This is a genomic window from Sphingomonas sp. GC_Shp_5, assembly GCF_026540855.1.
Taxonomy (GTDB): domain Bacteria; phylum Pseudomonadota; class Alphaproteobacteria; order Sphingomonadales; family Sphingomonadaceae; genus Sphingomonas.
This window is the reverse complement of the sequence record NZ_JALNUP010000022.1, coordinates 54,630-69,059: the sequence shown is the minus strand read 5'-3', so window position 1 is coordinate 69,059 and position 14,430 is coordinate 54,630. Positions and strand designations below refer to the sequence as shown.

The 14,430-nt window shown below is 66.7% G+C and carries 10 protein-coding genes and 1 tRNA gene; 3 read left to right on the top strand and 8 right to left on the bottom strand.

What is annotated here, in order from left to right:
- The first annotated feature begins 296 nt into the window (after positions 1-296).
- Positions 297-1,829 carry a sodium:proton antiporter gene (locus tag OXR60_RS15910; RefSeq protein ID WP_267396918.1) on the top strand — a complete coding sequence of 511 codons (1,533 nt, stop codon included), beginning with the start codon at positions 297-299 and terminating at the stop codon, positions 1,827-1,829.
- Between the two features lie 93 nt (positions 1,830-1,922).
- Here OXR60_RS15910 and OXR60_RS15905 read toward each other — a convergent pair.
- From OXR60_RS15905 to lon, 3 genes are all read right to left on the bottom strand, one after another.
- Positions 1,923-1,997 (bottom strand) — tRNA-Val (locus tag OXR60_RS15905).
- A gap of 66 nt (positions 1,998-2,063) precedes the next feature.
- The gene (locus OXR60_RS15900; protein WP_267396917.1) at positions 2,064-2,336 is read right to left on the bottom strand and encodes an HU family DNA-binding protein; all 273 of its coding nucleotides are present in this window, start codon (positions 2,334-2,336) and stop codon (positions 2,064-2,066) included.
- Positions 2,337-2,473: 137 nt separating this feature from the next.
- Positions 2,474-4,870 (bottom strand): endopeptidase La, encoded by a 2,397-nt coding sequence (lon, locus tag OXR60_RS15895; protein ID WP_267396916.1) that lies wholly within the window; start codon positions 4,868-4,870, stop codon positions 2,474-2,476.
- Positions 4,871-5,045: 175 nt separating this feature from the next.
- On the opposite strand from lon, the gene OXR60_RS15890 reads away from it, so the two are divergent.
- Positions 5,046-6,758: a M1 family metallopeptidase gene (locus OXR60_RS15890; protein ID WP_267396915.1), complete on the top strand. Its 1,713-nt coding sequence runs from the start codon at positions 5,046-5,048 to the stop codon at positions 6,756-6,758.
- Complete coding sequence (locus OXR60_RS15885) at positions 6,755-8,500, top strand: M1 family metallopeptidase (RefSeq protein WP_267396914.1); 1,746 nt, start codon at positions 6,755-6,757, stop codon at positions 8,498-8,500. Before OXR60_RS15890 ends, OXR60_RS15885 begins: the two co-directional genes overlap by 4 nt.
- Positions 8,501-8,693: 193 nt before the next feature.
- Here OXR60_RS15885 and OXR60_RS15880 read toward each other — a convergent pair whose 3' ends face one another.
- From OXR60_RS15880 to tig, 5 genes are all read right to left on the bottom strand, one after another.
- Complete coding sequence (locus OXR60_RS15880; protein ID WP_267396913.1) at positions 8,694-9,200, bottom strand: hypothetical protein; 507 nt, start codon at positions 9,198-9,200, stop codon at positions 8,694-8,696.
- Between the two features lie 138 nt (positions 9,201-9,338).
- On the bottom strand, positions 9,339-10,604 hold the full coding sequence (gene clpX, locus OXR60_RS15875) for an ATP-dependent Clp protease ATP-binding subunit ClpX (RefSeq protein WP_267396912.1): 1,266 nt from the start codon (positions 10,602-10,604) through the stop codon (positions 9,339-9,341).
- Between the two features lie 121 nt (positions 10,605-10,725).
- Positions 10,726-11,415 (bottom strand): ATP-dependent Clp protease proteolytic subunit, encoded by a 690-nt coding sequence (locus OXR60_RS15870; RefSeq protein ID WP_276046632.1) that lies wholly within the window; start codon positions 11,413-11,415, stop codon positions 10,726-10,728.
- 227 nt (positions 11,416-11,642) lie between these two features.
- Positions 11,643-12,569, bottom strand: coding sequence for a glycosyltransferase family 2 protein (locus OXR60_RS15865; RefSeq protein WP_267396911.1), 927 nt, complete (start codon positions 12,567-12,569; stop codon positions 11,643-11,645).
- Positions 12,570-12,710: 141 nt separating this feature from the next.
- Positions 12,711-14,375, bottom strand: a complete 1,665-nt coding sequence (gene tig / locus OXR60_RS15860) for a trigger factor (RefSeq protein WP_267396910.1) — start codon at positions 14,373-14,375, stop codon at positions 12,711-12,713.
- Positions 14,376-14,430 lie beyond the last annotated feature (55 nt).

Here is a 14,430-nt window from a genome sequence, read left to right as displayed (position 1 = left end):
GCCGCCGCAGCCGCCGAGCGCGAGGCAGGCCGACGTCGCCATGAGGAAGTTGCCGTAGCGCTTGATGCTCGCCATGTCGAAATGCTCCCTGAAAGTCTTCTTGCAACCGGGCGAACGTGCCCGCGATCGACCCAAAGGCTCCCCCTTCCGTCGATCATGATGCTGCGGTTAGGGGGCGGCGATGACGCTACGATGCGATTCAGGTGACGCGGGAATGACAGCCACGTGACGGTGATGTGACAGCGGCATGCCACGCGTCGCGGCGCCGATGGCCGCGCTCGTGCGTTGCGTCGCCGATGCAGGCGTTCGAAATCATTCTGGTGATGCTGGGCGGCGCGGTGCTGCTGCTCGGCCTGGCGCGGCGCACCGGCCTGCCCTTCCCGGTGCTGCTCGCGCTCGCGGGCGTGCTGCTGGCGGTGGCGCCGTTCGACGTGCCGCTGGCGATCGACCCGGCGTTGGTGCTGGCGCTGCTGGTAGCGCCGATCCTGCTCGATACCGCCTACGACACCTCGCCGCGCGACCTGAAGGCGAACTGGCGGCCGGTGCTCGGGCTGGTGGTGATCGCGGTGGGGCTGACCACCGCGACGGTCGCCGGCATGGTCCACTGGCTGGTGCCGGGCATACCCTGGGCCGCCGCGATCGCGCTCGGCGCCATTGTCGCGCCGCCCGATGCTGCGGCGGCGGCGGCGGTGCTCCGCCAGGTCAATCCGCCGCACCGGATCAACGTGATCCTCCAGGGCGAATCGCTGCTCAACGATGCGTCGTCGCTGCTGATCTACCGTTTGGCGCTCGGGGCGGTCGCGTCGGGCGGCACGATCAGCGCCGCGGTGGTCGCGCCGGCGTTTCTGCTGTCGGTGGGCGGCAGCCTGATCGCCGGGCCGGTGCTGGCGCTGCTCTGGCAGCGGCTGAGCCGCCTGTTCGACGATGCGCCGAGCAGCATCATCCTCCAGTTCGTCGGCACCTTCGGCGTGTGGGTGCTCGCCGAGGCGATCGGCCTGTCAGCGATCCTGACGGTGGTCGCTTATGCGATGACGGTGGCGCATTACGCCCCCGCGACCACGCCGGCGCGGCTGCGGGTGCCCTCCTATGCGGTGTGGGAGACGGTGGTGGTGGTGCTGACGGCGCTCGCCTTCGTGCTGATCGGGCTGCAGCTGGGGCCGGTGATCGCGAGGGCCAGCGCTGCCGAGCTCGCGCGCTGGAGCGTGATCGCCGGCGCGGTGCTCGCCGCGGTGATCGCGATCCGGCTGCTGTGGGTGATGGGCTACAACCGCTGGCTGTGGTGGCGCGGCCAGCGGGTCGCCGACGGCACCACCGCGGACTGGCGCGGCGGGCTGATCATCGGTTGGTCGGGCATGCGCGGAATCGTCACCGTCGCCACCGCGCTGGCGCTGCCGGCGGGGTTTCCCGAGCGCGACCTGCTGCTGTTCACGGCCTTCACCGTGACACTCGGCACGCTGGTTCTCCAGGGGCTCAGCCTCAAGCCGCTGGTCCAGTGGCTCGGCACGCGCGACGACGACCCGGTGGCGCGCGAGGTGCGGCTGGCACGGGTCGCGCTGGCGGAGGCGGGGATCGCCAGCCTCGACGGCAATGACGACCGCGCCGCGGTCGAGCTGCGCGCCGAGCTGGAGACCGAACGCGACGCCGCGGATACCGACGAGGGTGACGGCCGCGCGGTGCTGCCGGCGCTCGAACTGCGCGCGCAGGTGCTGGAGACGCGCCGCAAGCGGCTGCTGGCGCTGCGCGAGGATGGCACGATCGGCGACGATGCCTTTCACCAGATCGAGGAGGAACTGGATTTCGCCGATCTGGCGGCGGCGCAGCGGGCGTGAGGGATGGGCCGGCATGACGAATGGCGCCAGACACTTAGGCTCCCCGATCAACCAAAAAAGCCCGCCGGTCGCAGCGACCTGGCGGGCTTGTAATGGTGGGCGCGACAGGGATTGAACCTGTGACCCCACCCGTGTGAAGGGTGTGCTCTACCGCTGAGCTACGCGCCCGAAACTGATCGGAAGCGGGCCTTTAGAGGGGCCCGCGGGGCCTGTCCAGCCCCGTTTGGCCGACTATTAGTTGACCGAGTCCTTGAGGCCCTTGCCGGCCTTGAACTTGGGCTGGCTGGAGGCCTTGATCGTCATCGGCTCGCCGGTGCGCGGGTTGCGGCCGGTGGAGGCCTTGCGCTTGGAGACGGAGAAGGTGCCGAAGCCGACCAGGCGCACTTCATCACCCTTCTTGAGGCTGGCCGAGATCGCGTCGAACACCGCTTCGACGGCCTTGATCGCGTCGTTCTTGGCAAGGCCGGAGGTATCGGCAACGGTCGCAATCAGCTCTTGCTTGTTCATGGAAAAGAAGCCCCCTTCGAAGAAAAAATGAGTCGTGGCCTGAGCCGAACCTTCAGTAAGGCGCGGGCCCCGGCCTGAGTCAAACGAAACCGCCGCGCCTGATGGCAGGCACGGCGGTTCCAAATCGTTAACGCAGATCAGTGGTGACGCTCGCCCCCGACCGCGGCGACCGCCGCCGGCGGCAGCGCCGCCAGCTCGTCGGCATCGGTCCAGTCGATCGCCTCGAGCGGCTCGGTGAGCGCCAGGCGCAGCACCTCGTCGACGTGGGCGACCGGTACGATGGTCAGGCCATCTTTGATATTCTGGGGGATATCAGCGAGATCCTTCTCATTGTCCGCCGGGATCAGCACCGTGGTGATGCCGCCGCGCAGCGCCGCGAGCAGCTTCTCCTTGAGCCCGCCGATCGGCAGCACGCGGCCGCGCAAGGTGACCTCGCCGGTCATCGCGACGTCCTTCTTCACCGACACGCCGGTCAGCGTCGAGACGATCGAGGTGACGAGGCCGATGCCTGCCGACGGCCCGTCCTTCGGCACCGCGCCCTCGGGAAGGTGGATGTGGATGTCCTTGCGGTGGAACAGCGAGGGCTTGATGCCGTAGCTCGGGCTGCGCGCCTGGACGAAGCTGAAGGCGGCCTGGACCGATTCCTTCATCACGTCGCCAAGCTTGCCGGTGGTCTTGATTCCGCCCTTGCCGGGCACCGTCACGCTCTCGATGGTCAGCAGCTCGCCGCCCACCTCGGTCCAGGCGAGGCCCGTCACCGCGCCGATCTGATGCTCGGTCTCGCCGAGACCGTGACGGTACTTCTGTACCCCGGCATATTCGTGGAGATTGTCGGGCGTGATCGTGACGCTCGCGGTCTTGCCCTCGAGGATCTGGCGCAGCGCCTTGCGCGCCAGCCGGGCGATCTCGCGCTCGAGCGTGCGCACGCCCGCCTCGCGGGTGTACTTCTGGATCAGCGCGCGCAGCCCCTCGTCGGTGAGGGTGAACTCGCCGGCCTTGAGGCCATGCGCCTCGATCTGCTTGTCGAGCAGATGGCCCTTGGCGATCTCGACCTTCTCGTCCTCGGTATAGCCCTCGAGCCGGATGATCTCCATTCGGTCGAGCAGCGGCTGCGGCAGGTTGAGCGTGTTGGCGGTGCAGACGAACATCACGTCGGACAGATCGATGTCGATCTCGAGATAATGGTCGTTGAACTTGCCGTTCTGCTCGGGGTCGAGCACCTCGAGCAGCGCCGAGGCCGGATCGCCGCGGAAATCCTGGCCGAGCTTGTCGATCTCGTCGAGCAGGAACAGCGGGTTGCTGGTCCCGGCCTTCTTGAGGTTGGTGACGATCTTGCCCGGCAGCGAGCCGATATAGGTGCGGCGATGGCCGCGGATCTCGGCTTCGTCGCGCACGCCGCCGAGGCTCTGGCGGATGAACTCGCGCCCGGTCGCCTTGGCGATCGACTTGCCGAGGCTGGTCTTGCCGACGCCGGGCGGGCCGACGAGGCACAGGATCGGGCCTTTGAGCTTGTTGGTGCGGGCCTGGACGCCGAGATATTCGACGATCCGGTCCTTGACCTTCTCCAGCGCGTAATGATCCTCGTCCAGCACCGCCTGCGCGGCGGCGATGTCCTTCTTGATCTTGCTCTTCTTGCCCCACGGCAGCCCGAGCAGCACGTCGAGATAGTTGCGCACGACGGTGGCCTCGGCGCTCATCGGCGCCATGGTCTTGAGCTTCTTGAGCTCGCTCGTCGCCTTGGTGCGCGCTTCCTTGGATAGCTTGAGCGTCGCGATCTTCTGGGTCAGCTCGGCGATCTCGTCGCCGTCGCTCTCGTCGTCGCTGTTGCCGAGCTCGCGCTGGATCGCCTTCAACTGCTCGTTGAGGTAATATTCGCGCTGCGTCTTCTCCATCTGGCGCTTGACGCGGCTCTTGATCTTCTTCTCCACCTGGAGAACGCCGAGCTCGCCTTCCATCAGCGCAAACGCCATCTCCAGCCGCTTGGCGGGATCGGCCTCGACCAGAAGCGCCTGCTTGTCGGCGACCTTGACCTGGACATTGGCCATGATCGCGTCGGAGAGCTTGCCGGCTTCCTCGATCTCGCCAAGCTGGGTCGCGGTCTCGGCCGGGAGCTTGCGGTTGAGCTTGGCGTAATTCTCGAACTGGTCGACCACCGAGCGCATCAGCGCTGGCAGCTCGTCGCTCTCGACGACGAGGTCCTCGACCGGATCGATCGTCGCGGTGAGGAACTCGCCGTCCTCGGCGAGCTCGTTGAGGCGGCCGCGCTCCTTGCCCTCGACGAGGACGCGGACGGTGCCGTCGGGAAGCTTGAGCAGCTGCAGCACGGTGGCGCTGACGCCGATCTCGTACAGATCCTCGCGCGCGGGATCGTCCTCGGCGGGATCGAGCTGCGCGACCAGGAAGATCTCCTTGTCGGCGGCCATTGCGGCTTCCAGCGCCGCGACCGATTTGTCGCGACCGACGAACAGCGGCACGATCATGTGCGGGAAGACGACGATGTCGCGAAGCGGGAGAACGGGGTAGGTCTGGGTCATGGATACTCCGACGGGGCGCCATACGAGCCGCCCCTATGTGTTCCATATATGGGGAGTGCTGACCATCCATCAATCAGCCTCGTTGCTATCCCCGATCAAGCTGCACTGCATCAATCGCGCTTGTCATTGCCGGGGCGAACGGCAAAACCGCTGCGCTACCAAAGGGACACCATAGATGATGCTACGCCTGCCGCTCGCCGCCGTGCTGCTGCTCTCCACCAGCGCATTCGCCGCCGAGCCGGGCAAGCCGCCGCTCACCGCGCAGACCAGCTCGTCGGGCGGCCCGCTCGATCCGGCGCAGAAGAAGCTGCGGTTCGACACCGCCGACCTCGCGCTGTCGGTGGATCCCGAGCGCGAGGTGATCAACGGCATCGCCACCCTCACCTTCACCACGCTCGACAAGACCGACCGCGTCGTCGTCGACCTCGACAAGAATTACACGGTGACCGCGGTGACGGTGGACGGGGTCGATGCGCTGAGCTTCGCCAACCCCGAAGGGCGGATGACGATCAAGCTGGTCAAGAAGGCCGCCAAGGACGCCAAACTGGTGGTCAAGATCACCTATGGCGGCCGGCCGCACACCGCGGTGCGCGCGCCGTGGGACGGCGGCTTCGTCTGGTCGAAGACCCCCACCGGCCAGCCATGGGTGGCGACCGCGGTGCAGATGGAAGGCTGCGACCTGATCTGGCCGTGCATCGACTATCCGACCTACGAGCCTGACAAGATCACCCTCCACATCACCGTGCCCAAGGGGCTGAAGGCACCGTCCAACGGCAAGCTGGTCGGCGTCGAGACGCTCGACGACGGCCGCAGCGTGTGGAACTGGGAGGCGGCGCACCCGACGCTCTATGGCGTCGCGCTCAACGTCGGGCCGTATGACGAGGTCAGCGGCACCTACAAGAGCCGGTTCGGCAATACGATTCCGATGACCTATTGGTATCTGCCCGGCGAAAAGGCGCAGGCCGACAAACTGTTCGCCGAGTTCGCGCCGACGCTCGACTTCTTCGAGAGCGTGATCGGCCCCTATCCGTTCGCGGACCAGAAGGTCGGCGTGGTCGAGACGCCCCACAAGGGCATGGAGCACCAGACGATCAACGGTTACGGCAACAATTACGCCAAGACCCCCTGGGGATTCGACGACCTGTTCCAGCACGAATTCGCGCATGAATGGTTCGCCAACCAGCTGACCGCGGCGAACTGGGACGATTTCTGGCTCCACGAGGGCTTCGCCGCTTACATGCAGCCGCTCTACGGCAAGTGGCGGTCGGGCGATGGCGTCTATACCGCGATGATGCTGCAGGCGCGCAACGGCATCCAGAACAAGTCGCCGCTGGTCACCGGCAAGCCGCAGAGCGCCGAGGACGTGTACGAGAAGCAGCCCGGACGCGGCGGCGACATCTACACCAAGGGCAGCTGGACGCTGCACACGCTGCGCAACCTGATCGGCGACAAGGCGTTTTTCGAGGCGATCAAGCTCGCCGTCTACGGCCGTCCCGATCCGGCGCCGGGCAATTTCCAGCCGCTGTTCCGCACCACGCCCGAGTTCATCGCTTATGTGAAGCAGACCTCGGGACAGGACCTGCAATGGTTCTTCGACGTCTATCTCTACGAAGCCGCGCTCCCGCAACTGATCCAGGAGCACAAGGGCGACCAGCTCCTCCTGCACTGGAAGACGCCCAACAACCGCCCCTTCCCGCTGCCGATTGAGGTGCAGGTGGGCGACACCGTGCAGAAGGTTGCGATGGTGGGCGGCGCCGGCAAGCTCACCGTGCCCGCCGACGCCCATGTGATCATCGATCCGATGAGCCGGGTGCTGATGCAGTCCGACACCGTCGACGCTTATCAGGCCTGGCGCGCCGAACAGGCCGCCAAGGGCGCGGCGAAATGATCCGCCAAGTGACCTGCCTCTGCGCCGCGGCCAGCCTGCTCGCGCTCGCCGCCGCCGCGACCGCAGCCGGGCCGCTACCCAAGAAGGGCGAGCCCGCGATCACCGAGCAGACCCAGAAATCGGGCGGGCCGCGCCCGGCCGAGCAGCGCGCGCTGCGCTTCGACAGCGCCGATCTCGCCTTCGAGGTGCTGCCCGCCACCGAAACGCTGAACGGCGTCGCCACGCTCGGCTTCACCGCCAAAGCGCCGCTCGCGCGGCTGCTGATCGATCTCGACAAGAACCTGCCGGTCACCGCGATCGCGATCGACGGGCAGCGCCTTGCGCCCGGTGCCTGGTCCAACCCCGATGGGCAGCTCGCGATCACCCTGCCCCACCCGCTCGCCGCCGGCGCGTCGGTGTCGGCGCGGATCACCTATGGCGGCACGCCGCATGTCGCGGTGAAAGCGCCGTGGGACGACGGGATGGTCTGGTCCAAGACGCCCGATGGCCGCACCTGGTTCGCGACCACTGCGGAAGGCTATGGCTGCGACCTGTTCTGGCCCTGCCTCGACTTTCCGACCGGCGAGCCCGGCGTGGTGACGCTGCACATCACCGTGCCGAAGGGCCTCAAGGCACCCTCCAACGGCAAGCTGCTCGGCGTCGACACCCGCCCCGACGGGCGCACCACCTGGAACTGGCGGATCAAGCACCCCAACACCTATGCGATCGCGCTCAACGTCGGCCCGTATGAGGAGATATCGGCGAGCTACAAGAGCCGCTTCGGCAACATCATTCCGATGTATTATTGGTACCTGCCCGGCGAGAAGTCCAAGGCGGAACGGCTGTTCGCCGAATTCGCGCCGACGCTCGACTTCTTCGAGAGCACCATCGGCCCTTATCCGTTCGGCGACGAGAAGGTCGGCGTGGTCGAGACCCCGCACATGGGCATGGAGCACCAGACCATCAACGCCTATGGCAATGCCTATGCCAAGGCGCCCGAGGGGTTCGACTGGCTGTTCCAGCACGAATTCAGCCACGAATGGTTCGGCAACCAGCTCACCGCCGCCAATTGGGACGATTACTGGCTGCACGAGGGCTATGGCAGCTACATGCAGCCGCTCTACGGCCAGTGGCGCGAGGGCGACGCCCGCTATGCGGTGATGCTCGACCGCCAGCGCGCCGGCATCGCCAACACCGTGCCGATCGTCCGCGGCCGCGAGATCACCGAGGAAGAGGTATATGAGGCGAGCAAGGGCGGCCCCGGGCTCGACATCTACAACAAGGGATCGTGGATGCTCCACACCCTGCGCTACCTGATCGGCGACGGCCCGTTCTTCGCGGCGACCAGGCTCGAGGTCTATGGCCGCACCGATCCGAGGCCCGGCAATTTCGCGCCGCGCTATGGCTCGAGCCGGGAGTTCGAAGGCTTCGTGGCCCGGGTGACGGGCAAGGACTATCGCTGGTTCTTCGACGTCTATCTGCGCCGCGCGGCGCTGCCCGAGCTGGTGCAGAACCGGCGCGGCGACACGCTGTCGCTGGCGTGGAAGGCGCCGGGCGGGATAATTTTCCCGATGCCGGTTGAGGTGAAGGTAGGCGACCGGATCGTGCGGGTGGCGATGCCCGGCGGCCGGGGCAGCCTCAGCGTGCCGGGCGGCGCGCATGTGGTGGTCGATCCCGACGCGCGTATTCTCAAGCGCAGCATCGCGCTGGAAGAGGTGCAGGCGTGGCGCGCGGAGCAGGCGAAGAAGCCGGGCGCGAAATAGGCGGGGTAATCGACTCGGCTTGAATTGCACGCTGAGGCGATCGATCGCCACCGACGTACGCCGTCATGCTCAACTTGTTTCAGCATCCATGACCTGCCGCCGCCCGCAGGACGCGCGGTGAAGATCTGCGATGAATCCTGAAACTAGTTCAGCATGAACGATGGGGGGCAGTCGCGCGTCCGCCGCGCACCGATCAGCGGTTCATTACAATTGCGGTGGCGGGGCCGATGTTCTGCGCCATGTGGATCACCGCCACCAGCGCCGCCGCGCGCCAGAAGCCGCTCGGGCGCCAGGTCGCGAACACGGTCGAGAAGATCAGGAACGGCCACCAGATCACCAGTCCCCAAGTTGGCGTCGACAGGCTGTGGAGCACGCCCCACAGCGCGGCGCTGACCAGCACCGCCTGCCATGCCGCGATGAAGCGCATCAGCAGCGCGACCACCGCGCCCATCATGATCGTCTCCACCACCGGGCTGAACAGCACGATCAGGGTGAAGACGACGCCCGACGAGGCATGGCCGAAATCCGGCTGCTCGGCATGGGGAACCAGCGCGCCGACTGCTGAGCCGAGCAGGATGCTGCCGCCGAGCGCGAGCGCCCAGGCGACGACCAGCTGCAGCCAGATGCGCTCGGTGCGGAACAGGAGGCCGGGAAGGATCCGCAACGGGCCGCGGCCGGGGGTCCAGGCGGGGCTGATCATGCCGAAGGCGTGGAGGAAATCAGGTTACTGTCCCCACCCTTCACCAGCCATGCCGGCGTTGCCCTCTCCCCATGGCGGGGGGAGGGAGCGGCACGGCCGCGGGAGGGTGAGGACAGACCTGGATGGCGGCTGCCGTTATCAGGCAGCGTCGCCGGCCTTCTTCTTCTCGGCGTAGACGCGGATCGGTTCCTTGCGGCCCTCGATCACGTCCTTGTCGATCATCACCTCGTCGACGCCGTCCATGCCGGGCAGGTCGAACATGGTGTCGAGCAGGATCGCCTCGAGGATCGAGCGCAGCCCGCGGGCACCGGTCTTGCGCTCGATCGCCTTCTTGGCGACCGTCACCAGCGCATCGTCGGTGAAGCCGAGCTCGACCTCCTCCATCTCGAACAGCTTCTGATACTGTTTCACCAGCGCGTTCTTGGGCTCGCTGAGGATCTTGACCAGCGCGGGGATGTCGAGGTCCTCGAGCGTCGCGATCACCGGCAGGCGGCCGACGAACTCGGGGATCAGGCCGAACTTCAGCAGATCCTCGGGCTCGGTGGCGCGCAGCATCTCGCCGGTGCGGCGCTCGTCCGGCGCGGCGACATGCGCGCCGAAGCCGATCGACTTGCCCTGGAGACGATCGCCGATGATCTTCTCGAGCCCCGAGAAGGCGCCGCCGCAGATGAACAGGATGTTGGTCGTGTCCACCTGCAGGAATTCCTGCTGCGGATGCTTGCGGCCGCCCTGCGGGGGCACGCTCGCGGTGGTGCCCTCCATCAGCTTGAGCAGTGCCTGCTGCACGCCTTCGCCCGACACGTCGCGGGTGATCGACGGATTTTCGGCCTTGCGGCTGATCTTGTCGATCTCGTCGATATAGACGATCCCGCGCTGCGCCCGCTCGACGTTATAGTCGGACGCCTGGAGCAGCTTGAGGATGATGTTCTCGACATCCTCGCCGACATAGCCGGCTTCGGTGAGCGTCGTCGCATCGGCCATGGTGAACGGCACGTCGAGGATGCGCGCGAGCGTCTGCGCGAGCAGCGTCTTGCCGCAGCCGGTGGGGCCGACCAGCAGGATGTTGCTCTTGGCGAGCTCGACATCGGCACCCTTGGCGCCGTGGTTGAGGCGCTTGTAATGGTTGTGCACCGCCACCGAGAGCACGCGCTTGGCCTGCTTCTGGCCGATCACATAATCGTCGAGGACGTTGCAGATCTCCAGCGGGGTCGGCACGCCGCCGTCCTTCTTGGAGACGAGCGCGGACTTGGTTTCCTCGCGGATGATGTCGTTGCACAGCTCCACGCACTCGTCGCAGATGAAGACGGTGGGGCCGGCAATGAGCTTGCGGACCTCGTGCTGCGACTTGCCGCAGAACGAGCAATAGAGGGTGCTCTTGGAGTCGCCACCGCTCAGTTTCGTCATTCAAACTTCCTTGTCGCAGGCAATCCTGCGGGGTTAGGCCGGGCATGGTAGCCCGGCCGATACGCAAACTACAACGCCCAAACGTCCCTAACGGGATCGGCAGGGCGCGCACCCACGTCGGTTAAGCCGCCTGGGCGGCATCCTCCGCGGGCGTCGGGCGACGATCGAACACCTCGTCGACGAGGCCGAAATCCTTGGCTTCATTGGCCTCGAGGAAGGTATCGCGATCCATCCGGCGCTCGATCTCGTCGAGCGGCTGGCCGGTGTACTGGGCGTAGAGCTGGTTCATCCGCGCACGGATGCGCAGGATCTCCTTGGCCTGGATCTCGATGTCCGAGGCCATGCCCTGGGCGCCGCCAGACGGCTGGTGGATCATGATCCGGGCGTTGGTGAGCGCGACGCGCATCCCGGGCGCGCCGCTGGCGAGCAGGAACGAGCCCATCGAGGCGGCCTGACCGATGCACACCGTGCCGACGCGCGGACGGATATATTGCATCGTGTCATGGATCGCCATGCCCGCCGTGACAACACCGCCCGGCGAGTTGATGTACATGAAGATGTCCTTCTTCGGGTTCTCGGACTCGAGGAAGAGCAGCTGCGCGGTGATCAGCGAGGCCATGCCATCCTCGACACCGCCGGTGACGAAGATGATGCGCTCGCGGAGCAGGCGGCTGAAGATGTCGAACGAGCGCTCGCCGCGATTCGACTGCTCGATGACGATCGGCACCAGACCCGCCTGGGTCTGCTGCAAACCGAGGCCGGCATGCGCGATCGGGCTCATGAAGTCGCCGGTCTCGAACGGATTATGCATGAAAATCTCTCTTATGCCCTGGATGGGAACCAACATCGGGCGGGCGGCGACGGAGATCAAGGCCCTGCCCCGGGTCAGGGCAATATGGGAGGTGTTCGCAGCTTATGCCAGCGCTTGCTTGGTAAGAGGATGTCTCCCATTCCCGTTCGTGCTGAGCTTGTCGAAGCACAGGGGGCCCAAGGCCCTTCGACAGGCTCAGGGCGAACGGGGCGAGAAACGACGGCGCCTCAGCGCCCCGGCGCAGGCAGGCCGAGATAGGCGAGCCGCCTCACCTCGCGGCGACCGCGCACCACGGTGTCGAGGATCAGCCCCGCGAAGAAGCATAGCGCCGCGACGATGCCGAGCCCGGTGATCACAATCGCGGTCGGGAAGCGCGGCACCAGCCCGGTCTGCGCATAGGTTACCGCGAGCGGGATGCCGAGGATCACGCCGATCAGCGCCAGGGCCAGGCCGATGGCGCCGAAAAACAGCAACGGCCGCTCGATCCGGTAGAGCGTGACGATGGTGGTGAGGATACGCCAGCCGTCGCCATAGGTGCTGAGCTTGGACGCCGAGCCCTCGGGCCGCGCATAATAAGGCGTTTCCACCTCGCCGCACGGCATCTTCAGCTCGAGCGCGTGGACGCTGATCTCGGTCTCGATCTCGAACCCCGACGACAGCGACGGGAAGCTCTTGACGAAGCGGCGCGAGAAGACGCGATAGCCCGACAGGATATCGGTGAAGCTGCGGCCGAACAGCCGCGAGAGCATGCCGGTGAGCATCGCATTGCCCAACCGATGCCCGCGGCGATAGGCGGCGACCGCCTCGCCGATCCGGCTGCCGACGATCATGTCGGCCTGCTCCTCGAGCAGCCGCGCGACCAGCGCCGGCGCGGACGCCGCGTCATAGGTGGCGTCGCCATCGGCCATCACATAGATGTCGGCATCGACGTCGGCGAACATCCGGCGGACGACATTGCCTTTGCCCTGGATGCGCTCGCGGCGGACGATCGCGCCGGCCGCGGCGGCGACCTCGCGGGTGCCGTCGGTGGAATTATTGTCGTAGACGTAGATGGCGGCGCCCGGCAGCGCGGCGCGGAATCCGGCCACGGTCTGCGCGATCGCGGCGGCCTCGTTAAAGCAGGGCAGAAGGACGGCGATCGTCGGTTCGGTCACAACTGATCGGGTCCCGTTGTTGTCGGAAGATGCTGGTTGTGCGGGATCACCGCCGGCCCGACAAGCCACCCCCGTCGCCCTGGCACACGGCCGCGGGTGACGGTGGGAGGAGGCGGGCCGACGCCCGCCTCCCCGATCCGCTTATGCCTCGGGCGCAGCGGCCTTCTTGGCGCGCGGCTTCTTGGCGGGAGCATCAGCAGCCTCGGTGCCCTCGGCAGCCTCAGCGGCGACCGGCGACGATTCGGTCACCGCGGTCTCTGCCTCGACCGGCGCAGCCTTCTTCTTGGCGGCAGGCTTCTTGGCGGGGGCCGCCTCGGCCGGCTCGACCTCAGCGCCGGCATTCTGGTCCTGCGCGACCGGCTTCTTCGCCTTCTTCGGCTTGGCGGCCGCTTCATCGCCCTCGGCCGCGTCGGCCTTCTTGGCCTTCTTCGGCTTGTGGTTGTCGTGATCGTGGCTGTGGGTGCCGGTGGCAAAGCCGTCTTCGCTCTCGATCGCGGCTTCGAGTTCCTCGCGGCTGGTCTCGCGATCAGTGACCTCGGCCTTGTCGAACAGGAAGTCGACGACCTTGTCCTCGTACAGCGGCGCGCGCAGCTGGGCGGCTGCCATCGGCTCCTGCTGGACGTATTGGATGAAGCGCTGCTGGTCCTCGCCGCGATACTGCTGCGCAGCCTGGGCGATCAGGCGGTTCATCTCCTGCTGGCTGACCTCGACGCCATTGGCCTGGCCGATCTCGGAGAGAAGCAGCCCAAGGCGCACGCGGCGCTCGGCGATCTTGCGATAGTCGGCGCGCTCCGACTCCATCTCGGCGAGCGCCGCGGCGGGATCCCCCTCATGGGTCGCTTCATGCTCGAGCTGCTGCCAGATTTGCGCGAACTCGGCTTCCACCATCGACGGCGGCACTTCGAAGTCGTGACCCTCGGCGAGCTGGTCGAGCAGCTTGCGCTTCATGTGGGTGCGGGTGAGGCCGTTATGCTCCTGCTCGATCTGGCCCTTCACCAGGCCGCGGAGCTGCTCGAGGCTTTCGAGGCCGAGGTTCTTGGCGAGATCCTCGTCGATCGCGCTCTCGCCGGCGGTCTGGATCTTCTTCACGGTGATGTCGAAGGTCGCGGCCTGGCCGGCGAGTTCCTTGGCGCCGTAATCCTCGGGGAAGGTCACGTTGAGCACCTTCTCCTCGCCGAGCGTGACGCCGACCAGCTGATCCTCGAAGCCCGGGATCAGGCGGCCCGAACCGAGCTCGACGCCCATGTCGGTGCCGGTGCCGCCGTCGAAGGCGACGCCATCGCTGGTCTTGCCGACGAAATCGACGGTGACGAGATCGCCCATCTCGGCGGCCTTGTCATCGGCGTCATTCCACTTCTTGGACTGATCGGCGAACTTCTGGAGCTGCTCGTCGACCAGCTCGTCGGCGACCGGCACGGTGAGGCGCTCGAGCTTGAGCGAGTCGATCGCCGGCGCCGGCACGGTCGGGAGCACTTCCAGCTCGACCTTGACCTCGGCATCCTTGCCGGGCGCGTAATCGGGGCCGAGCTCGACCGAGGGCTGCATCGCCGGGCGCAACTGCTTGTCGGCGATCAGCTGCTGGACGCCCTGCTGGATCGCGCTGTTGAGCGCGTCCTGGGTCAGCGCCTCGCCGTGCATCTTGCGCACCAGGTTGATCGGCACCTTGCCGGGGCGGAAACCGGGCATCTTGATCTGCGGCGCGACGCGCTTCACTTCGGCATCCACCTTGGCGTCGATGTCCTTGGCGGTGAAGGTCAGCGTATAGGCCCGCTTCAGGCCCTCGTTCAGCGTCTCGACAGTCTGCATGTTCGGCCTTCAATCTTGAGAAAATCGTTTTGGGCTAGCCGTCCCGCTGGCGGCA

Bases quoted from the DNA above. Each gene is read 5' to 3' on its own strand.
- OXR60_RS15910 (WP_267396918.1), top strand. From the start codon at position 297: ATGCAGGCGTTCGAAATCATTCTGGTGATGCTGGGCGGCGCGGTGCTG.
- OXR60_RS15900 (WP_267396917.1), bottom strand. From the start codon at position 2,336: ATGAACAAGCAAGAGCTGATTGCGACCGTTGCCGATACCTCCGGCCTT.
- lon (WP_267396916.1), bottom strand. From the start codon at position 4,870: ATGACCCAGACCTACCCCGTTCTCCCGCTTCGCGACATCGTCGTCTTC.
- OXR60_RS15890 (WP_267396915.1), top strand. From the start codon at position 5,046: ATGATGCTACGCCTGCCGCTCGCCGCCGTGCTGCTGCTCTCCACCAGC.
- OXR60_RS15885 (WP_267396914.1), top strand. From the start codon at position 6,755: ATGATCCGCCAAGTGACCTGCCTCTGCGCCGCGGCCAGCCTGCTCGCG.
- OXR60_RS15880 (WP_267396913.1), bottom strand. From the start codon at position 9,200: ATGATCAGCCCCGCCTGGACCCCCGGCCGCGGCCCGTTGCGGATCCTT.
- clpX (WP_267396912.1), bottom strand. From the start codon at position 10,604: ATGACGAAACTGAGCGGTGGCGACTCCAAGAGCACCCTCTATTGCTCG.
- OXR60_RS15870 (WP_276046632.1), bottom strand. From the start codon at position 11,415: ATGCATAATCCGTTCGAGACCGGCGACTTCATGAGCCCGATCGCGCAT.
- tig (WP_267396910.1), bottom strand. From the start codon at position 14,375: ATGCAGACTGTCGAGACGCTGAACGAGGGCCTGAAGCGGGCCTATACG.